General features: G+C 69.4%; 11 protein-coding genes, 1 tRNA gene and 1 pseudogene. 7 read left to right on the top strand and 6 right to left on the bottom strand.

The window, feature by feature from the left end; genetic code table 11:
- Window positions 1–8 precede the first annotated feature (8 nt).
- The gene (locus IHQ52_RS12580) at window positions 9–9263 is read right to left on the bottom strand and encodes a type I polyketide synthase (RefSeq protein WP_238064287.1); all 9255 of its coding nucleotides are present in this window, start codon (window positions 9261–9263) and stop codon (window positions 9–11) included.
- A gap of 538 nt (window positions 9264–9801) precedes the next feature.
- Between IHQ52_RS12580 and IHQ52_RS12575 the strand changes: the two genes are divergently transcribed.
- Both IHQ52_RS12575 and IHQ52_RS12570 read left to right on the top strand, forming a co-directional pair.
- Window positions 9802–10227, top strand: a complete 426-nt coding sequence (locus IHQ52_RS12575) for an HIT family protein (RefSeq protein WP_238063497.1) — start codon at window positions 9802–9804, stop codon at window positions 10225–10227.
- The gene (locus IHQ52_RS12570; RefSeq protein WP_006437911.1) at window positions 10224–11000 is read left to right on the top strand and encodes an SIR2 family NAD-dependent protein deacylase; all 777 of its coding nucleotides are present in this window, start codon (window positions 10224–10226) and stop codon (window positions 10998–11000) included. Before IHQ52_RS12575 ends, IHQ52_RS12570 begins: the two co-directional genes overlap by 4 nt.
- A gap of 23 nt (window positions 11001–11023) precedes the next feature.
- On the opposite strand, the gene IHQ52_RS12565 is transcribed toward IHQ52_RS12570, so the two are convergent.
- The 3 genes from IHQ52_RS12565 to IHQ52_RS12555 form a co-directional block, all read right to left on the bottom strand.
- Window positions 11024–15178: an AAA domain-containing protein gene (locus IHQ52_RS12565; protein WP_182154664.1), complete on the bottom strand. Its 4155-nt coding sequence runs from the start codon at window positions 15176–15178 to the stop codon at window positions 11024–11026.
- A 73-nt stretch (window positions 15179–15251) separates the two neighbouring features.
- The gene (locus IHQ52_RS12560; protein ID WP_006437908.1) at window positions 15252–15542 is read right to left on the bottom strand and encodes a rhodanese-like domain-containing protein; all 291 of its coding nucleotides are present in this window, start codon (window positions 15540–15542) and stop codon (window positions 15252–15254) included.
- 249 nt (window positions 15543–15791) lie between these two features.
- Entirely contained in the window at window positions 15792–17561 is a 1770-nt protein-coding gene (locus IHQ52_RS12555) for a DEAD/DEAH box helicase (protein ID WP_006437906.1), read from the bottom strand.
- A gap of 232 nt (window positions 17562–17793) precedes the next feature.
- Here IHQ52_RS12555 and IHQ52_RS12550 point away from each other — a divergent pair, with 232 nt between their 5' ends.
- From IHQ52_RS12550 to IHQ52_RS12535, 4 genes and pseudogenes are all read left to right on the top strand, one after another.
- On the top strand, window positions 17794–19581 hold the full coding sequence (locus IHQ52_RS12550) for an AMP-dependent synthetase/ligase (RefSeq protein WP_182154666.1): 1788 nt from the start codon (window positions 17794–17796) through the stop codon (window positions 19579–19581).
- A gap of 106 nt (window positions 19582–19687) precedes the next feature.
- Entirely contained in the window at window positions 19688–20914 is a 1227-nt protein-coding gene (gene opgC, locus IHQ52_RS12545; RefSeq protein WP_182154668.1) for an OpgC domain-containing protein, read from the top strand.
- A complete protein-coding gene (locus IHQ52_RS12540; RefSeq protein ID WP_006437902.1) occupies window positions 20911–22101 on the top strand; it encodes a trans-sulfuration enzyme family protein in 1191 nt (396 codons plus the stop codon). Before opgC ends, IHQ52_RS12540 begins: the two co-directional genes overlap by 4 nt.
- Before the next feature lie 59 nt (window positions 22102–22160).
- Window positions 22161–23032 (top strand): annotated as a pseudogene (locus tag IHQ52_RS12535) (DUF1206 domain-containing protein).
- Here IHQ52_RS12535 and IHQ52_RS12530 read toward each other — a convergent pair.
- Window positions 23010–24605 carry a DUF7782 domain-containing protein gene (locus IHQ52_RS12530; RefSeq protein ID WP_006437900.1) on the bottom strand — a complete coding sequence of 532 codons (1596 nt, stop codon included), beginning with the start codon at window positions 24603–24605 and terminating at the stop codon, window positions 23010–23012. The pseudogene IHQ52_RS12535 and the gene IHQ52_RS12530 overlap by 23 nt on opposite strands.
- A gap of 194 nt (window positions 24606–24799) precedes the next feature.
- Between IHQ52_RS12530 and IHQ52_RS12525 the strand changes: the two genes are divergently transcribed.
- Entirely contained in the window at window positions 24800–25303 is a 504-nt protein-coding gene (locus IHQ52_RS12525) for a hypothetical protein (protein ID WP_182154671.1), read from the top strand.
- A gap of 43 nt (window positions 25304–25346) precedes the next feature.
- On the opposite strand, the gene IHQ52_RS12520 is transcribed toward IHQ52_RS12525, so the two are convergent.
- Window positions 25347–25428: transfer RNA gene (locus tag IHQ52_RS12520), tRNA-Leu, on the bottom strand.
- Between the last annotated feature and the right edge of the window lie 56 nt (window positions 25429–25484).

The raw sequence follows: 25484 nt of genomic DNA, 5'->3' as shown, positions 1-25484 counted from the left end.
CACTGCGGTCAACGGTTTTCCGGCACCCGACCGGAACCGTACACATCCGCCTCGTCGAGACGCACCGACGGATCGAGCAGCATGCCCGCCTCGGCGTCGTGCTCGTCGACCGACTCGTCGAAGCGGCGGTTCGGCGGACGCTGGTAGGCAGGCTCGCCCCCGCAGATCGACTGCAGGAAGCGCTGGCTGCCCAGACGTGCACGCTCGTCGGCGCGCTGCCGGTAGGTCTCCCGCTCCTCGGGTGCCAGGGAGGCGATGAACGCCTCCGGATGGACGACCGCGATGAGCCCGGACACGTGGCCGAAGCCAAGGCTGGTCAGGAGACCGGCCTTGAGCGGGAACCGCTCGCCCAGCTGCAGGGTCTCGCGCGGCCAGACCAGGTGCGGGTACTCCTTCATCTTCTCGTCGACGCAGTCCAGGCTGCGGTTCGGCGGGATGACGCCGTCACGGAGCATCTGGCACAGACCGATCAGCTGGAAGGCGGCAGCGCCACCCTTGGCGTGACCGGTGAGCGACTTCTGCGACACCACGAACAGCGGGGCGCCCGTACCGCGTCCGATCGCCTCGGCGAGCCGTTCGTGCAGCTCGGACTCGTTGGGATCGTTGGCCTTCGTCGACGTGTCGTGCTTGGAGACCAGCGCGACGTCATCGGCGCCGACCCCGAGCACGCTCAGGGCGTTGGCCAGCGGGGAGGACAGTGCGCCGCGGGCGGCGCCCAGCGCACCGAGTCCCGGAGCCGGGATCGAGGTGTGCACGCCGTCGCCGAAGCTCTGCGCCCACGCCACCACACCGAGAACCGGCAGACCCATCTGCGCCGCGACATCGCCGCGGGCGAGCAGGATCGTGCCACCACCGGCCGACTCGACGAACCCGCCGCGTCGACGGTCGTTGGCTCGCGAGAACCGGCGGTCGTCGATGCCGCGTGCGGTCATCTTCGCCGAATCAGCGGTCGCCGACATCGCGCCGAAGCCGACGATGCCCTCGATGCCGAGATCGTCGAATCCACCGGCCACTGCGAAGAGCGCCTTGCCGAGGCGGATCTTGTCGACGCCCTCCTCGACCGACACCGCCGCCGTGGCGCACGCCGCGACCGGGTGGATCATCGCGCCGTAGCTGCCGACGTAGGACTGGACGACGTGTGCCGCAACGATGTTCGGCAGCGCCTCCTGCAGGATGTCGTTGGCGTTGGCCTCACCGAGCAGGGTGTTGACGTACAGGTCTCGCATCGACGCCATGCCGCCCATACCGGTGCCCTGGGTGTTGGCCACGAGGCCGGGGTGCACCCACCGCATCAGTTCACTCGGTGTGAAGCCGGACGACAGGAACGCGTCGACGGTGGCGACCAGGTTCCACAACGCGACCCGGTCGATCGCCTCGACCATGTCAGGGCTGACGCCCCAGCGCGTCGGGTCGAAACCGGTCGGGATCTGACCGCCGACCGTACGGGTCAGCGAGAACTTGCGCGGCACACGGATCTCCGTGCCGGCCAGGCGGGTGACCTGCCAGTCGCCGTCGGGGTTCTGCGTCACCCGGGTCTTCTCGGGGTCGGCACTGGCGAACGCACGGGCCTCGGCCTCCGAGTTGACGGTGAAGGTCAGATCCCCGTCGAGGAATACCGAGGTGAGCAGCGGCGAGGTGTTGTCGACCATCGCGCCGTCATCGGCGTAGCGGCGGATGCCGCACCGCGAGACGACCTCGTCGTGGTAGCGCTCGGCGATCTCGCTCTCCGGCACCGGATCACCGGACTCGGTGTCGTACCAGCCCGGCTTCGGAGCCGAATCCCAGTGGATCAGACCGGTGTTCCAGGCCAGCTCGAGAACACCTGCCGCCGAGAGCTTCTCGTCGACCTCCATCTCGAAACGGGTCCGTGCCGAACCGTACGGTCCGAGCTCGCCGGCACCCACGATGACCACCAGGTCCTCGGGACGAGCGTCGATCGACGGCCAGTCCGGACGCATGCCGCGCGGTGCGCGGGCAGGTGCCGGGAGCGCGGCGACGGTGGTCGACGCCGGTGCCTCGTCGGAGTCCTCGGCGCCCTCGGCAGCGGCTGCAGCGGTGGCCGCGAGCGCCTTGAGGTCGGTCGAGGCGTCGAGCCCGCCGGTGAAGTCGGCCAGGACGGGCGCGCCGACCGCGGACGCACGCTGCTCGGGCGTGCACAGCGTCAGCAGGTTGGCGGCCATCTCCCCGGTGCTCCAGGTGCGGACACCGGCGGCCTCGACCGCGTCGACCATGCCGTCGTTGTGGCCCATCAGCCCGGTGCCGCGCACCCAGCCGATGAGAGCGTGGGCCAGGGTGGTCTTCGACCCCCACGACTCCTCCGCCGACCAGCGCGTCACGAGCGCGTCGAGGGCGGCCTTGCTCTCGCCGTAGGCGCCGTCGCCACCGAACATGCCGCGGTTCGGGGAACCGGGCAGGACCACGTGGAGGCGGGCCGCGATGTCGTGGTCGGAGTGGACCTCCGCCAGACCGGCGATGAGCCGCTCGACCGACCAGAGCAGGACCTTCATCTCGAGCTCGGCGCGAGCACCGGCGTCGGTGAGATCGCCGGCCACCCGCGGGGCGGCAAACGGGAACAGCATCGTCGGCTTCATGGCCGGCTTCACCACCGCGGTCGTGCCGCCGAGGTTCTCGGTCTGTTCCGTCGCGACCCACTCGACCAGGTCGTCGACGTCGTTGTACGACGCCATGTTCGCCGGGGCGATCCACAGCGCGGCACCGGTGCGGGCGTTCTCGCGGTAGAGCTTCTTGTAGAAGGCCAGACGCTCGGAGTTCAGTCGCGAGGTCGTCGCGATGACGGTCGCGCCACCGGCGAGGAGGCCGGCCACCACACCCGCGGCGATCGAGCCCTTGCTGGCGCCGGTGACGACGGCGATCTCGCGGCTGTAGATGCCCTTCTCCGGGTTCTCGGCAGCGTGCGCGATCGCCCCGAAGACGCGGCCGTGCACGGCGTTTCCGCTCGCGAGGGCCTTGCCCTGCCACCAGGTGGCGTGTTCGGCGACGGTGTCACCGGCTCCGACGAACCCGTCGACGACCTTCTCGAAGTCGGCGTCGAGCTCGTGCTCGTCGGTCAGCCAGAGACGGACGAGATCCTCACGGGCGGTTGCCCACCGGTCGTCGATCAGGACGATCTTGGCGTCGTCGAACGCCGGTGCGACGGTGCGCGCCCAGTCCGATCCGAGTTCGGCACTGACGAGTTCGGCGAGCTCGGCGTTGGGGTCGGCCGCGGCCTCGGCGAGATCGGCGACCTCGGCGAGTCCCAGCTTCTCCAGCACCGTGTAGGCCGCCGAGGCGAGCGCTCCCGAGCGACCGGTGATCTGCTCGGTGAACTCACCGAGAGCGGCCGCGTCGACCGTTGCGCCGCCGCCGGATTCGCCGGCGGGCTTGCTCACCGCAATGCCCTTCTCGGCACCCACGGCGGTGACCGCCTTGTCGATCAGCGCGTCGAGCGCGTCGGCGTTGGCGACCGGGCCGTCGAGCAGGTTGCCCAGTGCCTCGCCGCGGACCGAGGCACCGTCCCGGGTACCGAGGGCGAGCGCCACGGTCGCGTGCAGGCCCCAGCCGGGTCCGAGCTGCCACACGTTGGCGACCCGGTCGGTGATGTAGTTCTGGCGCTTGCCCACTGGGCCGAGGACCTTGCGGATCTGGTCGCTGACGGCGTCGGTCAGGACCGGACCCAGCGGCCGGTAGCCGCGCGCCAGGGTCTCCACGGTCGATGCCAGCGCGACCATGTCGGCCTCGGCCGCTCCGTCGATGGCGCCGAGTCCGAGCTCGCCGCCGATGTCGAGCAGGAGCTGGTTGCGACGTGAGGACACACCGTCACACAGCGCCTCGATGGTGTCGGCCGCACCGATCTGGTCGACGCGCATCTTGGTCCACAGCGCGATCACGGACTTCACCGCATCCGACGGGGTGAAGGCGATGTCGTCGGGACGCGGGCCGCCGGCGGGGGCAGCCGGAGCTGCCGCCGGAGCCGGTGCCGCCGCGGCGGGAGCCGCCTCCGCCGGAGCGTCGGCCGAGGCCGCGGGGGCGTCGATCTCGTCCTCGTCCGGCTCGTGGCCGGCGTCCTTGGCCAGGATCACGTCGGAGTCGCGTTCGACGTTCACGACCTCGGTGGTGGCCGAGGCGTAGTCGTCGAGCTTGAGGGTGTTGTTCGCCAGACCGGTCAGGGTGGGGGCACCCTTCAAACCGATCTCGACGAAGCGCTGCACGCCGAGACCGTTGCGCTCCGGACCGCTGAACAGCAGGTCCTGGGTCTCGATCCAGCGCACCGGGCTCGCGAACTGCCAGGCGAGCAGCTCGATCAGGAGGACACGGGCCAGCTCGGCGGGCTTCGCGGTCCAGGAGTCCCAGTCGGCGAGAACGGCGTTCAGCGGATCGGACGGCACGAGTGCCGCGATCTCCTCGACGAAGTCGCGTCCGAGGTTGAACAGGCGCGGCACCAGGTTCGGGATGTAGCGACCGATCAGGATATCGATGTCGATGTCGGTGGGCAGCAGTTCCTCGAGCTTGCCGCGGAACTCCGGCACACCCGCGCGCAGCACGCTGGAGTGGAACGGGACGTCGATACCCGGGATGACGATGAAGGCCCGCTTGCCGCCGAATTCCGCACGGCGACGGTCGATCTCGGCCTCGAGGTGTTCCAGGCCGCGGACCGTTCCGGCGATCGCGTACTGCGAACCGAGCAGGTTGAGGTTGACGACCTCGAGGAACTCCCCGATCTCCTCGCCGAGGCCGGCCACGAAGCCGGTCACGTCGGCGTCGGCGAGTCCGAACTGGCTCGGCCGGATGGCGGCCATGCGGTAGTCGCTGCGACCCTGCTCATCTCGGGGAACGAGATGGTGCATGGCCTCGCCGCGCTGGAACACGACCTCGAGGACGGCCTCGAGCGGCAGGACACCGGCGCAGGCCGCGAGTGCGTTGTACTCACCGACCGAGTGACCACAGGTGATGGCGCCCTCGACAAACCCGCCGGCTTCCTTGAGCTCGGCGATCTGCGCGACACCGAGCGTCGCCATGGCGACCTGGGTGAACTGCGTCAGGTACAGCACGCCGTCGGGGTGGTTGTAGGTGGTGCCGTTGGCGACCAGGGTCGTCGGGTTGTCCCGCACGACGGCCAGGATCGAGAAGCCGAGCGCCTGGCGGGTGTGCTTGTCGGCGCGGTCCCAGATCTTACGGGCGGCCTTCGAGCGCGACCGTGCGTCGAGACCCATGCCCTTGCTCTGGATGCCCTGGCCCGGGAACGCGTAGACGGTGCGCGGGGCGGCCAGCAGGCCGGTGGCGCTCATGACCAGGTTGTCGCCGACCTTGGCGCTGACCTCGACGACCTCGCGGCCGTTGTCGAGGCCGACGCGGTCGACGCGCACGGTGATGGTGTCGCCGAGGCGCACCATGCCCAGATAACGTGCCGTCCAGCCGATCAGCGGACGCGGCGACGGTGTCGGGTTCTTCGAGTCGGTGGCGGTGACCACCTGCTGAGCGGCGGCCGACAGCCACATGCCGTGCACGATCGGCTCACCGAGTCCGGCCAGCTTGGCCGCCGAGGCGTCGGTGTGGATCGGGTTGCGGTCACCGGAGACGACGGCGAAACCGTGCATCCGGTTCGGCGCGGTGATGGTGGCCGAGCGGAGCAGTTTGCGGGTGGCCGACTGCTCGGCCGTCGGTGCACCGCCCGCCCGGAGGGGGTCGGTGAGTTCGGCCGCACCGAGGCGTCCGCGGATCGCGAACCGCTCCTCGAGGGTGGCGATCGGTCCGGCCGGTCCGGCGATCTCGACCGAGACCTCGACGACACGGCCCACCTCGGAGTCGCGCACCGCCCCGGTACGCGCGGTGATCGTCAGTGCGGCGGTCTCCGTGGGGATCTCACCGGTGAGGGCGATCGCATGGTCGAGATGGACCAGGTCGAGCAGTCCCTCGACGACCGGTGCGCCGTCCTCCGTGCGGGCCGCACCGATGACGCTGAACACGCTCGGCCAGCAGGCGCCGACCAAGGTGTCGGGGACGGCGAAGCCGAAGGGTTCCGTCGGTGTGGTCGGGCGCAGGTTCGCGGGCAGGGAGAAGCCGGTCACCGACGCGTGGTCGGCCACCGAGTCCGGCTGCCAGGTGATGGAGGTGGTCGCGGTGCCGTCGGTCACCTCGGCGAGGTCGCCGCCCGCGGCGACGGTGAGGATCTCGGTCATCGCGCCGGCCGCCTCGTCGAGTCCGACGACGGGCGAGCCGCCGTCCCGCACACCGAGGCCGGCGAGCAGCGGGATACGCACGGCCGCACCGGAGATCGGGACCACGAGATCGAAGCGGGTCACGCCGTTGTCCGAACCGACCTGCTCGATCACCGCGCCGGTGGGCTCGTGCTCGGCACGTTCGGGGGCGACCACCGACCAGGCGTCGCGGTCACCGAGGAGCGCGACCGGACTCGGGACGATCCGCCCCGCCCAGCTCACGTCATCGGACTCCAGGACCGCGGTCAGGACACCGGCGTCGGGGACCAGTCCCGCGCGATGTCGCGAGGCGACCTGCGCCGAACGCACCCCTGCGGTCAGCAGATCGGTGACGACCCGGGCCTCGAAACGGTCCAGCAGTTCGCCGACCGGCTCGTCGACGCGGGTGATGCCGGCGACGGCGACCGGGCCCGGGATGACGCAGACGGCGTCGGCGCCGTAGCGCGCGTCGTGGGCCTGCCACAGCGAGTCGCTGCGCCACCAGCGGCGCACGTCCTTGTCGATGACCGGCACGAAGTTGACCGGCTTGCCCGGGGTGCGGCAGAGCTCCAGGAAGAACGCGACGTCGGCGGGATGCAGGATGTCGGTGTCGATCTCGCGGTAGACGCTGCCCAGCGCGTCGATCGCGGCGTGCGGATCGTCGGTGGCGGACAGGTCGGCGAACATCGTCGGGATCGGGCCCGAGTCCTGCGGGTGCATGCGGGCCTCGGTGCGCTGCAGCATCTCGACGAAACGCTGCTGCCAGGTGATGTCGGCCCAGGGATGCTGATCGCCGTGTGCATCGCCGACCGCGAGGGTGGCGTAGCGGTCGAGCCATTCGCGGTAGGTCATCGTGGCGACGTCGCCGAAGTACGGCTTGGCGGTGTCCGCCATCGCCGCGATGATCTCGTCGCGGCGGGCGGCGACGGCCTCGGCGTCACCGGCGACCTCGTCGAGCAGACGGCCGCAACGCGAGGCGGTGTTGTCGACCTCGTGGATGTCGGCGCCGAGCTGCGAACGGCCGGAGGCCATTCCGGCGGTGGCGTGGCCCGCACCGATCCACTCGTCGATACCGGCGGTCTCGACCAGCAGCTGCTTGACCTCGGGCGTGGTGGTGGCCTCCTTGGTGGCCATCGCCGCGGTGCCGACGAGGATGCCGTCGAGCGGCATCAGCGGGTAGCCGTAACCGGTCGACCAGACGCCGGTCAGGTATTCGCTGGCCCGCTCCGGGGTGCCGATGCCGCCGCCGACGCAGATGACGACGTTGGGCCGGGCGCGGAGTTCGCCGTAGGTGGCCAGCAGCAGGTCGTCGAGGTCCTCCCACGAGTGGTGGCCACCGGCGCGGCCGCCCTCGATCTGGACGATGATCGGGTGGTGCGGGACCTCCGCGGCGATCCGGACGACCGAGCGGATCTGCTCCACGGTGCCCGGCTTGAAGGCGACGAAGCGGAGTCCGGCCTCGACGAACTCATCGACCAGGGCGACCGCATCCTCGAGCTCGGGGATGCCGGCCGAGACGATGACGCCGTCGAGCGGCGCGCCCTGGGCGCGGGCCTTCTGCACCAGGCGCTTGCCGCCGAGCTGCAGCTTCCACAGGTAGGGGTCGAGGAACAGCGCGTTGAACTGTGCTTCCCGTCCCGGCTCGAGCAGATCGGTGAGGGTGGCGATGTTGCGGGCGAAGATGTCCTCGGTGACCTGCCCACCGCCGGCGAGCTCGGCCCAGTGGCCGGCGTTGGCGGCGGCGGCGACGATCGCCGGGTCGACGGTGGTCGGGGTCATGCCCGCGAGCAGCATCGGCGAACGCCCGGTGAGACGCGTGAACGCGGTGTCGACGACGGTGCGACCGTCGGGCAGCTCGACGAGGGTCGGGGTGAACTGCGACCACGGTGCGGCGACCTCGGGAACGCCGCCCGGGCTGAAGAGGTTGCGCTGCCCGACACGCAGCGCTGCGGGGACGAGGCCGACGCCCTGACCGCGGACGAGCGAGGAGGTGAGACGGGTCGCGATGTCGGCGGGACCGAAGTCGAGGATCCACTTGGCGCCGCCGGCGACGACCTCGTCGACGGAAGAGACCCAGTCGACGTGCGCGACGAGGATGTCGTGGGCGTGGCGGGTGGCGAGGTCGCGGTCGATGCCGCAGCGGTCGGCCCACTCACCGACGAGTTCGACGGCCTCGGCCATGTTGGGGTGATGGAAGGCGACCGACACCTGCAGGTGGTCGAACTTCGGGGCGAACGGCGCGCCGCCGGTCAGCTTGCGCTTGCGCTCGTCTGCCTCGGCGGCGGCGATACGCTCGCAGAGGGCGACGAAGCCGGCGAGGTGACGGGGGGCACCGGAGAGCACGAGTGCGTTGCGGCTGTTCTTGATCGACACCACGGGCGCCGTGGCCAGGTCGCTCTCGGCCAGACCGGCGCGGTACTGGTCGAGGATCTCGTCGACGCGCGCCGGGGTGACGTTGTTGACCGCGAGCATCGGCGTGCCGTCGGTGGTGACACCGAGTCCGCGCCGGCGCGCGATCAGCGAACCGGCGGCGCCGATGAGGTGGGCGACGGCGAGCAGCAGGCCCTGGCCGGCCTCCGCGGCGCTTCCCTCGGCTCCGACCGCGTCGGTGGCCAGGGAGCCCTGTGAGTGTCCGATGACGGCGTTGGGCGGGAGAGCGGCGGTGTCGAGCCCCTGCTTGCGCAGCGCCTCGATGGCGGCGAGCTGGGTCAGCAGCACTCCCGGACCCGAGAGCGTGAAGTCGGCGAGTGCGGCCTCGGTCGGCACCCCGTCGCCTGCGTCGTGTGCGTGAACCCACGCGAGCGGGTGGAAGCCCTCGGCGCGGGCGACGACGAGGTCGTCGGCGACCGGCGCGACGAGCTGTTCCGCGGCCTCCACGATGGCGGCGATCCGGTGTTCGAGGTCGGCGTCGACCACCAGCTCGGCCAGCGTCGGCAGCCACGCGCCGCCCTGACCGCCGAAACTGATCGCGTAGGGCTCACCCTGGGCGAGCCGGTCGATGAGGGTGGTGGTGGGGCGCTCGGCGTTGGCGGCGCCCTGCGAGCCGGTACGGAACTGGTCGACGGTCACGAGTACTCCTCTGTGGTGGTCGGTCTCGGTGGTCGGCGGAGTGTTGTGGTGCAGGCGGGAGCGCGGCGAATCCTCGTCGATGAGAACGGGGTCGTCCACGACACTCGGGGGCATCGCGGGCGAACAACGACCTCGGCAGCCCTGCCTGATCGGAACTAACAGGTACAACGGATGAACACGCCTGCCACACATGGACATTGACAATCCCCGGCTCGTTGAGGAGTCGTCTGGGACGTGAACGTGACACCCATGATGACACACGAAAGTGAGGGATTCCTCATGTTTGCGGGTGACCTACCGGTATACCCATCAGTAACCCCGCGGGTAACTTGAAACACCATGTCAACGACCATCCGAAGGGTTGCGAAACCGCCAGGCCAGGCAACGTACCCGGGCGGGGGTCGACGGCCGAGCGCGCGCTCGGTCAACCGTTATGAAACCGTGATGTGATCCGGGCCACGCCAGGCGTTCCGACGGTGAGCATGCGTCCGTCGCGAGGTGCCCCGGCGCACAGCGCCCGTGCCCTACAGTCGGGCGCATGAGCAGTTGCATCTTCTGCGCCATCGTCGCGGGCACGGCTCCGGGCCGGATCGTCTACTCCGACGACGATGTCATCGGTTTCCTCGACATCCGGCCGGTCACACGCGGGCACACCCTGCTGGTCCCCCGCGTCCACTCGTCCGGCCTCGACGACCTCGACCCGTCCCTCGGGGCGGCCCTCTTCGCCGCCGGCCAGCGGGTCGGGTCGGCCATGAGGTCCGGACCGATGGCCGCGGACGGGGTCAACCTGGCCCTCAACGACGGCCGGGCCGCCTTCCAGACCGTCTTCCACACCCATCTCCACGTCGTGCCCCGCCGCGACGGCGACAAGCTCAGCTTCGCCAAGGGGCTCGTCGTGCGCCGCGATCCGAATCCCGACAAGACCGCCGACCTCGTCCGCGCATCCCTCGAGGCCGCGGGATGACCGGCCTGATCATCCCCGAGGCGGTGATCGATCTCGTTCGGGGCGCCGAGTGGATCACCGTCTTCAGCGGGGCCGGCATGTCCGCCGAGAGCGGGATCGCGACCTTCCGCGACGCGCAGACCGGACTGTGGGAGACCTTCGATCCGGCCGAACTCGCCACCCCGGAGGCGTGGGAACGAGACCCCGCCCTCGTCTGGGGCTGGTACCGCTGGCGCGCCCGCGAGGTCCTTGCCGCCGAACCGAACGCCGGACACCGCGCACTCGCCGAACTCGGCGCCTCCCGCACCGTCATGGTCGTCACCCAGAACGTCGACGACCTGCACGAGCGCGCCGGAAGCGACGTGGTCAGCCACCTCCACGGCAGCCTCTTCGCGCCGCGCTGCTCGGTGTGTCACACCCCCTACGACGGCCCGGACGCACGGCCCTCACCGACCGATCCCGACACCGAACACCTGCAACCCCGGGTGACGCCGCCGACCTGCCCGCGCTGCGGCGGCGACGTCCGCCCCGGTGTCGTCTGGTTCGGCGAGGCACTGCCGACCGACGACTGGCAGCGCGCCGATCAGGCGTTCCGCGCGGGTGAGGTGGTGATCGTCGTCGGCACGAGCGGCATCGTCTATCCGGCCGCGTCACTACCCGAACGTGCTGTACGCGAAGGCATCCCGGTCATCGAGTTCAATCCCGCCGAATCGTCGGTGTCCGAATTGGTCACCCACAGTCTGCGGGTCCCGGCCGCCGAGGGGCTGCCGGCCCTGCTCCGCGCGCTGGACTGACGACCCGCGTCACTTCCCCGCGGTCAATCACCCACGGTCAGGTCGATCGGGGTCCACGTCGGCGCGTCCTCCGCGGCCGGCCGCTGGGTGAGCGAACCGGGCTTGCAGCCGCGCGCTTCGAGGGCCACGGCCACCGCGTCGATCACCCGGTCCGGATCGAGTTCGAACTCCGACTCGCGGACCCGCGCGAATTCCCATCCGCAGCGCCGCAATTCACGCTCGCGCTCCAGATCCGAACGGGCCTGACGCCCGGTTCCCGGGAACGCGTCGGGATCGCATTCGACGGCCATCCGCGCGTCGGCGCCGAGTACCACCAGGTCGATGATGCGGTTGTTGACGGTCACCTTCGGGGTGACGTGATAGCCGAGTGCCGCGAGACGGTTGAACACCCGCTGTTCGAGCAGGTTGTCGAAGGGTTCGACACGACGGTCGTCGGGGACGTCGGTCGGCATCGGGCTGATCGCGAGACCCTCATGGGCGGTGAAATACGACAGCAATGAGTACCGGAGATCGTTGTGCCGCAGGTCGTCCAGACCGATCGAGTGGAACAGCCAGACCTGGTCCATGGCCCGGGTGGCCGCGACGTTGATCCGTCGCTGCGACTCGGCGCGGGTCAATGCCGAGATCGCCGATGGGTCGGAGACCACCATCGACAGGAAGACGACGTGGCGCTCGTCGCCCTGGAAGTCCGGCGGGGTGCCCACCCGGATGCGCCGGGCGCGCCACGCCTGCGCGTCGAGTCCCTCACGCAGGGCCCGCTCGAGGGCCTCGGCCTGCTTGGTGCCCTGTAGTGCGATCACGCCGAAATCCCGGCCATCGTAGGCAGGATCGCCCAGACACCGCCGGAGGGCCTCGACGATCGCCTCCACCTCGGCGTCGTTGACCAGTCCGGAGCCGCTTCCGGTGGCCTGACCGTCGACGGCGACCGTCCTCAACGGCTCGAGCCGGTCCGAACCGTACTGCCGCACCGGGATCAACGGCGCGTTGCCGTAGAACTGCTGCGACGAGAACTCGATGATCTCCGGCATCGACCGGAAATGCTCGCGCAGCCCGACCACGTTGCCGAACCGGCTGCGGAGCAACGAGAACAGACTCGACCGCGGGGTGAGTCCGTCGCGGAGGTAGGTCGGCAGATCCGGGAGCGCCGCGTCGAGTTCGGCGAAGGCGTCGTCGAGCGTGGTGCCCGCGAGTCCCACCGGCGCACACTGCTTGTCGTCGCCGACGACGATGATCCGAGGCGCCAGCCACAGCAGGAAGGAACTCGTGATGTCGGCCTGCGACGCCTCGTCGACGATGACGACGTCGAAGGAGTGCCGCCGCGGCGGAAGCGTCTCCGCCACCTGGCTGATCGACATGATCCAGGCCGGGATCGCGTTCTGCGCCACCGACATCGCCTCGCGCGCCGCACGTCGGAAACGGTTCGCGTGCTTACCCGATCCCTTGCCGAGGTTGATCATGTGGTCGCGGTAGGACTGCAGCGCCTGGATCTCGCCGGTCGTGGTGCGCACCAGCAACTCCCGCCAGGCACGTGCCGAGGCGAGCCGGGTGGTCAACTGGGCGATGTCGACCTCGATGGCATCCAGGTCGGCCTGTATCCGGGCTTCGGAATGCGGATCGCTGCGCTCGGACACCCAGGTGTGGGCGTACCTCCACGCCCAGGCGGCGGCCATCTCCCGCGCACGATCCGACCAGACCGGATCGGAGGGCGTCGCCCACATCGTCCGGGCCAGTTCCGGGGCGCGACTCTTCAGACGCAGTTCGAGCAGATCGAGGGCGGTCTCCGCGTTCGCCTGCTCCCGGGCCCGGAGGAATGCCCTGCGCGCCGAACGGATCGCGTCGGCATCGGCGGTACCGAGCGCGGCGAGCAGCGCGTCCCCCTCGGGCGAGGGACCTTTCTCCAGCTCGGCGGCGAGCCCGTAGGCGCAGTCGGCGAGCTCACGTTCGGCCAGGGCGGCGTCGTTGGCGGCCGCGATCGACCCGGCCTGCTCGGCCACCTCGGCGATCTCGCCGACGCTGCGGGGTCGCGGGCCGCCGGGGCTGATGGCCTCGAGTTCGTGGACGAGGCGGTCGCGGCCGGTGACCAGCCGCGAGATCCACGCCAGCTGGAAGTCGAGTCGGACGAGCTGATCGACCTGCGCGGACCGGGACCCGGAGGCGTCGACGGGTACATGGAGATCGGCCAGGATGCGATGAACCTGGTGGACGGCGTCGACGACCGTCAGGTGGTCGGCGACGCGCCGCAACGATGCCTCGTCGGTCGGGACACGACCGTCGACCGTCGCCCGCACCGGCGATTCCTCGACCGCTCGCTGCTGCGGAGATCGACGTAGCCGGCCCCGCCACTGGCCGCCGTCCGCCAGATGGTCGGCCGCCGCGTCGAACAACGCCGCATCGCCCGGTCGGTCTCCGTCGACGAGGACCGTGTGGGCGCCCAGCTCGCGGTCGCGCCGAGCGGCCTCGGCGATCACCGGGGACAGCGTCGTCACCCGCGACCACAGGTGGGCTGCGCGGCCGGCCAGCAGACGGTCGGCCATGTCGACCATCGGGGCGGGGAACGACGACACCTCACCGGCGGCCACGCCCAGCTCCTCGCAGAGCTGCTTGATGGAGAGCAGTCGTTCGCTGTCGACGCCGTCGAGAGACGGCAGCAACGATTCTGCGCCGTGATGGGGCTCGTGGGGGCGGGCGGCGATCCGCGCGCAGATGGTGTCCATCTCGGCGGGCTCCGGCAGACGGCCGGCGAGGTCGGGGAACCGCTGGGTCAGCCGGCCGGTGTCGCCGCCGGTCACCTTCAGCAGTTCGACGAGCCGGGAGAACTCGCCGGAGTCGAGCGGCGGGACCGCACCGTCGAGTCCCGGTGGCATCCAGTCATAGCGCTCGGCGTCGCGCTTGACCTGGCGCACGATCTCGGCCGGGGTGCCGCGGTAGTCCCCCGCCACCCACTCGTGGACCTCGGTCTCTCCCGCCCGGAGATCCCAGAGCGCACGCATGATCTGGTCGCGCTGGTGCAGGGCGTGGTCGCGGCGGGCCTCGAGGTCGGCGATCTCGGCGTCGGCGACGGACATCGAGAACGCCGACTTGCGTGCCGCGAGGTTCTCGACCACCGACACGATGGTCTCGGCACGGTCCTGGGAGATGTCGGCGATCGACACCGTGAGTTCCCGCAGCGCGGGCGGGAGCATGTCCCGCAGCACGTGGAGCGCGTGCGCCTTCTCACTGACGACCAGCACGCGCTGACCCTTCGCCAGCAGCGCCGACGTCACGTTGGCGATGGTGTGCGTCTTGCCCGTCCCGGGCGGTCCCTCGACCACCACCCCGCTGTCGTTGCCCAGCCGGACCAGCACGTCCCGCTGCTCGACGTTCGACGGTAGCGGGAAGAGCGCGTCGGCGATGAGACGTCGGGGCGAGAGCACATCGGGGTCGTCCAGGGCGGCGAGCCGGTCCTCGGCGTCGATCGGCCTGACGAGCTGGGCCAGACCGACGGGCACGCTCGAGCCCTCGTCGCGCAGGTCGTCGATGATCGCGTCGTAGAAGGCGAGCGAGTTCTCGACGCCGCGGCGCCGCAGGACGATCGCCGGCCGCATGTCGAGCGCGAGGGTGGCGCGGTCCGCGTCGATCTCGATCTCGCCCAGCCACTCACCCACGAGGTCGGTGACCTTCTTCACGACCACGGACGGCTGCTCGGCGAGTCTGGTCCGGGTCTTCACCGCTCCCGCGAGTTCCAGTCCGTCGACCGCGGCGAGGAGATGGGTGTCGTGCATCGTCGGCGCGGATCCCGCGCCGAGTGACAGCCGGATGGCGCCGGACCCGTCGCGGTCGGCGACCACGGCCTGGGTGAGCAGATGCTCGCGGACCAGGGGTTCGGCGCCGGCATCGTCGTGAACCGTGACCAGAGCGTTGGCCAGGACGAGTTCGAGCGTGTCGGGACTCGCGGACAGTTCGTCAACGAGGCGTGCGACATCGGCGTGGACCGCGTCGGCGGAACCGATCTCGACGACGACCTGCCCCGGCGCGGCCGCGGGCCGTACCGGGACCGGCGTCGAGGCGCCGACCCAGACGTGGCCGGCGTGGTCGTCGATGTCCCGGACATCCCCGGAGCGCGAGCGGACGACGTCCCGCAGGAACGCCATCAGCCGGGCGACCTGGTCTCGCAGCGTCTCGCGAGTGTCATCCTGCATCCGATGGGTTCCTCTCGTAGCCGGCGTTCCTACGCTACCAAGCCGCTGGTCAGAGGAACGGTGGTGGAACCTCTCAGGTGGTCGAGCGGAGCGCGCGGTACCCGCCGTCGACGTAGCGGACGTTGGTGTACCCCAGGTCGGCGATCTGCTCGGCGATGCGCGGCGCCTCCGAACTCACCGACACCACGGCGATCTCCGTGTCGCGCGCGATCTTTTTGCGTCGCGCCTCACCGGCGTCCCGGATGACCGGGAAGGTTCCGGTCGGGGTGGGACTCAGGAGGTCGGGAAGCTCGCTGGGTTCGACCACGAAGGCACCGGGAAGACTGCCCTGGTGGCGCACCACCTGCGGGCGGGCATCCACCATGACCGCGTTCCCTGCGCGGCTGTGGTCAATTGCTTCGGCTGCTGAAATTGCACTCACCACTGACACTGGTGACTCACCAATCCTGTGCTCACTCGTAATCGTCTGTCACATCCACCGGCGTATCCGCCGATCGGGATGGACACCTTGAAGACCCCCGCTTCAAGGTTACGGAATGATCTCGGTTTGACAAGTTCCGTCACTGCCATTGCGGCACGCCGAGCGAAAACCCCCGCTCGGCTCAGTGCGGTATCAGGACCGGCGACTGCGACCCGCGACCCGCGGAGACGGCCGCTTGCCCCAGTTGTCACGCCCACCCTGCGGTCCGCCGCGCTTGCCGCCGCGGGTGCGCGGGGAGCCGAGGTCCTTCCGGATGTCGATCGGGTTCTTACCGATCTTGGTGTGGCGGAGCGACGACAGGGTCTCGTTGTCGAGGTCGTCGGGCAGCTCGACGAGACTGAAGTCGTCGCGGATGCTGATGTTGCCGAAGTCCGCGCGGGTCAGGCCGCCCTCGTTCGCGATCGCGCCGACGATCGCACCCGGGGACACCTTGTGCTTGCGGCCGACCGCGATGCGGTAGGTGGCGAAGCTCGCACCGGGCCGGCGCGGGGTGCGCTCCCGTTCACGGTTCGCCCGCTTCTCCGACTCCGGCGGATCGGGCGACAGGAGGAACCCGCCGTCGCGTGTCTCGAGGGCCAGCGCGGCAGCGATGTCGGCCATCGCCACGTCGTTGTCGCGGGCGTAGTTCTCGATGAGACCGCGGAACAGGTCCAGGTTGTCCGAGGACAGGTTCTGGGTGATCGACTCGCCGAACTTCGCGACACGCTGCGCGTTCACGTCGTCGACGCTGGGCAGGCCGATCTCGGTCAGTTCCTGACGCGTCGCCCGTTCGATCGCACGCAGCAGGTGGCGCTCACGCGGCGAGACGAAGAGCAGCGCGTTGCCCGAACGTCCGGCGCGGCCGGTGCGTCCGATCCGGTGCACATACGACTCGGTGTCGTGCGGGATGTCGTAGTTCACGACGTGGGAGATCCGGTCGACGTCGAGACCGCGAGCGGCCACGTCGGTGGCCACGAGGATGTCGATCGAGCCGTTCTTGAGCTGGTTGATGGTCCGCTCGCGCTGCGCCTGAGCGAGGTCGCCGTTGATCGCGACCGCGGACAGTCCGCGCGAACGGAGCTTCTCCGCGAGCTCCTCGGTCGCCTGCTTGGTGCGGACGAACACGATCATCGCATCGAATTCCTCGACCTCGAGGAATCGGGTCAGCGCGTCGAGTTTGCGCTGGTGGGACACCTGCAGATAGCGCTGCGTGATGTTCTGCGCGGTCGCCGTCTTGGACTTGACGGTGATCTCCTGCGGCGACTTCAGGTAGCGCTGGGCGAGCCGGCGGATCGAGCTGGGCATGGTCGCGGAGAACAGCGCGACCTGCTTGGTGTCCGGAGTCTCGGCGAGGATGCGCTCGACGTCCTCGGCGAAGCCCATCGTGAGCATCTCGTCGGCCTCGTCGAGCACGAGGAACTCGAGTCCGGAGATGTCGAGGGTCTTCTTGTCGAGGTGGTCGATGACACGACCGGGCGTGCCGACGATCACCTGCGCGCCGCGCCGCAGGCCCGCGAGCTGCACACCGTAGGACTGCCCGCCGTAGATCGGCAGGACCTTGACCTCGGGCATGTGCGCGGAGTAGCGGCCGAAGGCCTCCGACACCTGCAGGGCGAGCTCACGGGTCGGCGCGAGGATCAGCGCCTGGGGCGTGCGGGCCGAGGTGTCGAGCCGCGAGAGGATCGGGATCGCGAAGGCGGCGGTCTTGCCGGTGCCGGTCTGCGCCAGGCCGACGACGTCGCGGCCGTCCATCAGCGGCGGGATCGTCGCCGCCTGGATCGGCGAGGGGGTCTCGTAGCCGACGTCGGTGATCGCGGCGCGGACTCGCGGCTCGATGCCGAGATCGTCGAACGAACCACCAGGGGCGTCTTGTGCGGAGGTGTCAGCCGGCGCGCCGTGCTCGCCTTGTTCGGAAGTGCTCATGCGCGGGTCTCATTCATCGGACTCAACTGTAATCGCACCACCCCGGAATGTCGGCATCGTGCCACGATCGCGTCACATAGCGCACCTGAACAGCGAGTAAGGCACTGTTGGCGGCACGTGTGATGCATCACACCGATACTGGTACTGTCAGTGCCACTCAAAGGCGTAGTGCCCGGTCACCGCGGACCTGACGCCGGAAATGTCCAGATATAGTTGCCGTCACAGGAGTGCCATGCAGCAGCAGTACGCCACCCCGTCCGATCTCACGATCGACGAGAAGGCGAACCTCGTCGACTCGATCCTTCGTTATCGGACCGAGCGGCCCACGATGCCCCTCTTCCGCAAGCGCTCCCACAATCAGTGGATCAACGTCACCGCGAAGCATTTCGCCGACGAGGTCGACGCGGTCGCCAAGGGACTCGTCGCGTCGGGCATCGAGCCCGGCGACCGCGTGGCGATCCTGTCGTCGACGCGGTACGAGTGGACCGTTCTCGACTACGCCATCTGGCGCGCGGGCGCATGCACCGTCGCCATCTACGAGACCTCGGCCCCCGATCAGGTGCAGTGGATCCTCGAGGATTCCGGAGCCAAGCTCCTCTTCGTCGAGGACCAAGGCCATTACACCAAGCACATCCGGGTGATCGACGAGACGCCGACACTCAAGGAAACCCTGGTCATCGACGAGCACGCGCTGCCGACGATCACCAAGCGCGGCGCGAAGACGGCCGACGACGAACTCGACCGCCGCTACGCGAATTCGCTGTCGTCCGATGCCGCGACCCTCATCTACACCTCGGGCACCACCGGTCGCCCGAAGGGTGTCCTGCTCACCCATGCCAACTTCATGGCCGAGTGCGCCGCCACCCGCGACGCCGTCGGCGCCGGTCTGGCGGAGGGCAAGACCACTCTGCTGTTCCTGCCCCTCGCCCACGTCTTAGCCCGCGTCATCGCGGTGGCGAGCGTGGAGAACGGCGTGATCCTGGGCCACACCAACGACATCACGAATCTCGTCAACGACTTCGCGGCCTTCAAGCCGCACTACGTGCTGTCGGTCCCGCGCGTCTTCGAGAAGGTCTACAACTCGGCGAAGCAGAAGGCCTACGACGGCGGCAAGGGTTCCATCTTCGAGAAGGCCACCGACACCGCCATCGAGTACAGCACGGCGATGGAGGCCGGCAAGATCGGCCTCGGCCTGAAGCTCCGCCACGCGTTGTTCGACAAACTCGTCTACGGCAAGCTCCGTGCAGCACTCGGCGGTCAGTGCGAGGGTGCGATCTCCGGCGGTGCACCGCTCGGCGCCCGCCTCGGTCACTTCTTCCGCGGTGCCGGCATCCCTGTCTACGAGGGCTACGGATTGTCGGAGACCACCGCCGCCGTCACCGCGAACAACGAGGAGAACCAGAAGGTCGGTTCGGTCGGCCGCCCGGTCCCCGGTGTGACGATCGCGATCGCCGACGACGGCGAGATCCTGCTCAAGGGACCGGTCGTCTTCGGCGGCTACTGGCGCAACGAGGCCGCGACCGCCGACGCGATCCGCGACGGCTGGTTCCACACCGGTGACATCGGCACCCTCGATGACGGCTACCTCTTCATCACCGGCCGCAAGAAGGAACTGATCGTCACCGCGGGCGGCAAGAACGTCTCCCCGGCCCAGCTCGAGGACTCGATCCGCGCCCACCCGATGGTCAGCCAGTGCCTGGTGGTCGGCGACAACAAGCCGTTCATCGCCGCACTGATCACCATCGACCCGGAGGCCGTGCCGGGCTGGCTCGAGCGCCACCACCTGCCCGCCGACACCCCGCTGTCGACGCTGATCGAGAACGCGGACCTGAAGGCCGAGATCGACGCCGCGGTGAAGGACGCCAACAGCAAGGTCTCCAACGCCGAGGCGATCAAGAAGTTCACCATCCTCGACACCGACTTCTCGATCGAGACCGGTGAGCTGACGCCGACGCTGAAGCTCAAGCGCAACGTCGTCCACGACGCGCACAAGCAGGCGATCGCCGACCTCTACACGTAGGCGCCCGCGTCAGATACACACAGGCGTCCACGCGTAGGCGATTTCCGTCACGACTCACCGCGGCCCGGGATGACTCCGGGCCGCGGTGAGTTCTATCTTCAGATCAATGTCTCAAAAACGAGGGTCTGGGAACCGAGATCTCGCCATCGACGCCACCCGCGGGGTGGCGATCTGGAGCATGGTCACCGCACACTTCGCCACCGACGCTCCGCTGGCGTCGCCCACGCACGCGTTTCCCTACGTCGACGGCATGTCGGCGTTCGTCATGCTCTCGGGCGTCGTGCTGGGCCTCGTGTACCAGCGCTGGGCGACGCGTCACGGGCTGCGGTACGCCTACGTCCGGCTGGCCAAACGGATCGCGGTTCTCTATGCGTGTCAGCTGGTCATCGCGCTGGTCGCCGTCGCGGCAGCACTCGCGGGGCACCGCTGGCTGACGCTCCTGCTCCCGGTCGACGGCTGGATCGACGGCATCTGGCTCTCGGTCACGATGCAGTACCTGCCGAGCGGCGGGAACATTCTGCTCCTCTACATGGTGCTGATGGTCTCGGCGTTCGCCCTGTTCCCTCTCCTCCAGCGTGGCTGGCGGGCGTGGACCGTCGCCGCTTCCCTGGCGTTGTACGCACTCTCGCTCGTCTGGTCCCCGGACTGGTTCTACGTCAGCGCCTACCAGGCGGCCCCCCACATCCAGAACGTGGCGGGATGGCAGATCATGTTCATCCCGTCGGTGGTCATCGGCTGGAACTGGTCCCGCTGGCGTGTCCCGGAGTTCATCGACCGCTGGCTCGTCGTCATCGTCGCGGTCGCGGCGACGGTCGCGCTGTTCTTCCACTACGGAGTCGACGTCGGGCCATGGGCGCACCTCGAGCCCGCCATCGCCGACAAGCTGGACTTCCGGCCCGCACGCGCCATCGGCGCCTATCTGGCGATCCCGGCCATCTACGGAGTGTTCCGGCTGCTGCTCCGGTGGTGGCATCACGACTGGCTGCGTCCGCTGGTGATGACGGGAACCCGGAGCCTCGACTCGTACGTCATCCAGGCGATCGCGCTGGTCGTCGTCCCCATTCACATCGCTCACCGCCCGTGGGACACGATCACGATGCAGGCCGTCGCGCTACTGGTCTTCGGCATCTGCTGGGCGTGGGCGGAGTTCCGGTATTTCACCCACATCGACAAACTGCACAAGGTCCCCGGGCGAGTCGTGCGTGGCGTCCTGCCACACCGTGACGCAGCCGAGCCGGGTCCCGTCGCCGACGACGCCCCTGGTGTCGAGACCTATCTCGAACCCGGAGTGCCGGCCGACGATCAGCCGCAACCGACAGGAGCACATGCATGACCAGCGAGACCATCCCCGGTGACATGACACGCAGCGTGCATGCCGGGAACGACTCGTCGGGTCCGTCGGTCCGCACGCCCATCACGATGGCGAACTCGTATCACCTGCCGCCCGAACCGGAACAGATGAGCTGGTCGGGTACCGAGCAGCTGTTCTACACGCGCAACACCGGTGCGAACCAGGTCGCGCTTCAGGAGAAGCTCGCCGCGCTCGAGGAGGCCGAGGACGCCGTGGTCCTGGCGTCCGGCGTCGCGGCGCTGCATGCGGTGTTCTTCACCTTCCTCTCGACCGGCGACCACGTCGTCGTCTCGGACACGACCTACGAGGCGACGTGGAAGCTGTGGGCGGAGCTGTTGCCGGACAAGTACGGGATCGAGGCGACCTTCGTCGACATCACCGATCCCGAAAACGTCCGGGCGGCACTGCGTCCCACCACGCGGCTGGTGGCGGTCGAGACGATCGCGAATCCGACGACGAAGGTCGGGGACATCGCGGCGCTCGCCGACATCGCGCACTCCGCCGACGCCCTGCTCCTCGTCGACTCGACCTTCACCCCACCTCCCCTGTACCGGCCGCTCGCCGACGACGCCGACCTCGTCGTGCATTCGCTGACCAAGTACATCAACGGTCACGGTGACGCGATGGGTGGCGCGGTGCTCGGTCGGTCCGAACTGATCGGACGGATCAGAGAGCAGGCGATGGTCGACGTCGGCGGCGTGATCTCTCCGTTCAACGCGTGGCTGATCGCCCGAGGTGCCATCACCCTGCCGCTTCGACTGGCCCAACATCAGCGCAACGCCGAACGCGTCGCCGCCTTCCTCGACGCCGACCCGCGCATCGCCTTCGTGCGCTATCCCGGTCTCACCTCCCATCCCGAACACGAGCTTGCGGCACGCCAGTTCGGCGGACGTGGGTTCGGCGCGATGATGGCCTTCGCCGTCCGCGGGGACTCGGCGACCCAGAACCGTTTCGTCGGAGCCCTGAAGGTGATCACGTCGGCGGTGTCGCTCGGCCACGACGAGTCGCTCATCGTCCACGTCGGACCCGAAGGGCCTCGCGTCGCCGCCTATCCCGAGCCGTTCCGGAGATGGGGGCACCTGAGATTCTCCGTCGGCCTGGAAGACGCCGACGATCTGATCGCCGACCTCGCCCAGGCTCTCGACGCAACCTTCCCGAGCGCCGGCTGAGCGCGCGTATCGTTCGAGGCGCCGGCCTTTCGTTCACCCCCCGGCGAAAGGCGGCGGCAATGTCAGGCAACCCGGTCACCGGCGCGGTCGATCGCGCCACCGAGAGCCCGTGGTTCGAGCATGTGGCGCGTGCCGGCCACGCCGTCAGCGGGCTCCTCCACCTGCTCATCGCCTACATCATCGTGCGACTCGCATTCGGTGACACCGGGACGGCCGACCAGTCCGGGGCGCTGGGGATCTTCGCCGGCAACCCCGGGGGCCGGCTCGCGCTGTGGGTGGCCGCCGCGGCTTTCGCCGGCCTTGCCCTGTGGCGGATCGCGGAGGCGATCCTCGGGCCGCACCCGACGGAGCCCGGCAAGGAGAACGACGGTGCCCAGGACTGGCTGGACCGCGGGAAAGCACTGTCGCTGGCCGTCGTCTACGTCGGATTCGCCTGGACGGCCGTGCAATTCGCTCTGGGTAGCGGCCAGTCGAGCGGAAAGCAGAACGCCGGACTCACCGCACGCCTGATGGAATCCGGTGGTGGGAAGTTCGTGGTGGTGGTGGCCGGTCTGATCATCATCGGCGTCGGCGTCTACCACGTGTACAAGGGCGCGAGCCGCTCGTTCCTCGATGACCTCAAACCCCCCATCGGTCGCTCGACCTCCGATGACGTCACGACATCCCGGGCCGGGGCGGCGTCCGGCGACCGGGCGCGACCATCGCCGGGGTGGTCGGCTACTGCGGCAAGGGACTCGTGCTGATCGGTACCGGCATCCTGGTGATCGTCGCGGTGGCGACCGCCGACCCGTCGAAGGCGAGCGGGATCGACGGCACGGTCAAATCACTGGCCGAGCTGCCCGCCGGACAGGTGCTGATGATCCTCGCTGCGATCGGGATCGCCGCCTACGGCGTGTACTGCTACTGGCTCACCCGTTACGCACGGATGTGACCGACCCTGACAGTTCTCCGTCGGCCTCGTAGAGAATCCCGCGTCCGATCGCCTCGCGGACCACTGGCAGTGCCGCGGCGGCCAACGCATCGGCGTCGACACCGTGGAAGCCGGCGAGCAACTCGATCAGGGCCTGGAGCGGAACCTGCCCGCGACATCCGGCGAGCAGTGCGCGTGACACCTCGTCGACGCCGAGAACCGCGGCGGGACCGCCGGGGCGGCGGACGGCGGCCCCGACCTGTTGCCAGCCGTCCGCGCCGGGCAGCGAGTGTTCCTCGAGCATCACCGGCGCGACCGAGAGTCGCTTGTCCAACAGTTCCGCGTCGGAGGTCTCGCGCAGGTATCGCCTGCGGGCCAGGAACGCCTGGGCCTCCGGGCCGGTGACCTCTTCACCGGCACCGGTGATCTCCTCGATCACGACGTCGGGTTCCCGGTCCTCCCCCGCCTCCGGCGCGCGGACGGTGATGGAACCCATGCCGATGGCCACGATGTCGTTGTCGTCGAACCACTCGAGCCACTGCTCCCCGCGGCGGGCCGCGGCCTGTTCGTCCTCCCCGGCGTCGGAGAGCCACAGGGACACGTAGCTGATCGGATCGGCGGCCTCCCGCTGGACGACCCAGGCATCGAGGCCGGTTCCGTCGAGCCATCCGCGGACCCGGTCACGCCAGTCCGCACCGTCGCGGATGATCCAGTTGGCCAGGATCTGGGCGGTGCCGCCCGGGTTGAGGTGCGCCGGCAGCTCGCGGATGAGCTGCTCGCACAGCGCATCTCCGACGACGCCGGAGTCCCGGTAGATGTAGTCCTGAGTGCCGGTCCCGACGACGAACGGAGGGTTGGAGACGATGAGGTCGAAGCGCTCTCCGGCCACGGGTTGGAACATGCTTCCGGCGCGCAGATCCCACGACATCCCGTTGAGGCGGGCGGTCGCCCGCGCCAGCGCGAGCGCCCGTTCGTTGGTGTCGGTCGCGACGATCTCCGCGCAGTGCGAGTTCAGGTGCAGCGCCTGGATGCCGCACCCGGTGCCGATGTCGAGGGCCCGTCGCACCGGTTCGCGAATGATCGCGCGCGCCAGGGACATCGAGGCCCCACCGATGCCGAGCACGTGGTCGCGGGCCACGGGACCGGGCCGCATGGCGGCGTCCTGATCCGCGACGACGAGGAAGTCGTGGGTCTCGTCGGCGTGCGGGCGGATGTCGAGGCTCGCGCGTATCGCTCCGCCGTCGAGCCGGGTGAGGACGCCCTGGGCGACGAGTGCGTCGACGCCGACGGACGGGAACGCATGGGCGACGACGTCTTCCGGTTCGTCCGAGCCGAGCAGGAAGAGCCGGATGACGGTCGCGAGGCGCGACTCACCGGCACCGCCGTCACGCTGTTCCGCCGCGGTCGCGGCCACCGCGGGCCACCACACCCCGCGCAGCAGTGCGGCGTGGACATCCTCCCCGAGGAGTTCGGTGACGCCGTCGGTTGTGTAACCCGCAGCGCGGAGGTCGGCACCCAGGGCGTCGACGACCGTGTCGTCGGTGAGCGGATGAGAGGAGGGATGACGCGCTGTCACCTCGTTGAGGCTACTCATCGTGCGACGCGCGACGATCGTGGAGACCCTTGTCGTCAGCAGGCAACAATTCCGGCGCGGCAACGATTCGGTTCCATTCGGGATGACAACGCCTGTATTCAGTATGATCACCCCTACGGCCTGGTCAAACGTGCCACTTCGGTGCGTTCGGCCATCCGGAGAGCACATTCCCTGACCGGAAGGACGGCAACGCGATGAGCGCACCGGAGAACAGCGGCGATCGCGCGAGCGACGCGGTGGACACGGAGAAGGACGTCATCGACGCCGACCTGCCGGCCGATGACGAGGACGCAACGGTGGAGATCGCCCCGGAGGTGCTCCTCGCCGAAGACAGCAGCACCGACGACGCGGCCCCGGTCGAGGAGGCCCCGGTCGAGGAGGCCACTGCCGAGGACGCTCCGGTTGACGAAGCGACCACCGAGCAGTCCGAGGAGTCCGACGCGGACGACCTCGCCGACGCCGCGGATCTGGAGGGTGTGCACGTGTCGTCGCGGGTGCGGGTGACACTGGAGGACGGCACGACGCGCGAGGGTGAGATCGTCGACGACTTCGCCGACCTCGCTCCCGGCGACCAGACCGTGGAGGCGCGCATTGACGAGGATCACACCGCCCGGCTGCGGCGCTGGGCGATCTCGACCGACGACCACGACATCGTCTTCGCCGACGACGACGCCGTCGAACTCCTGAACGTCTCGTAGCAGCAATGCGCGCCACGGGGCGCGCATCCTCTACGAAATCCGGTGCGCGAGGGGGGACTTGAACCCCCACGTCCGTAGACACTGGAACCTAAATCCAGCGCGTCTGCCAATTCCGCCACTCGCGCTCGGTGCGTTCCCGGTGTGGAACCGGGCTCTGCACTGTAACGGCGACCACCCTACC

This window comes from Gordonia amicalis, from assembly GCF_022059885.1.
Classification (GTDB): domain Bacteria; phylum Actinomycetota; class Actinomycetes; order Mycobacteriales; family Mycobacteriaceae; genus Gordonia; species Gordonia amicalis.
Note: the sequence above shows the minus strand (reverse complement) of the source record. Positions and strands in the feature narration are given on the sequence as shown.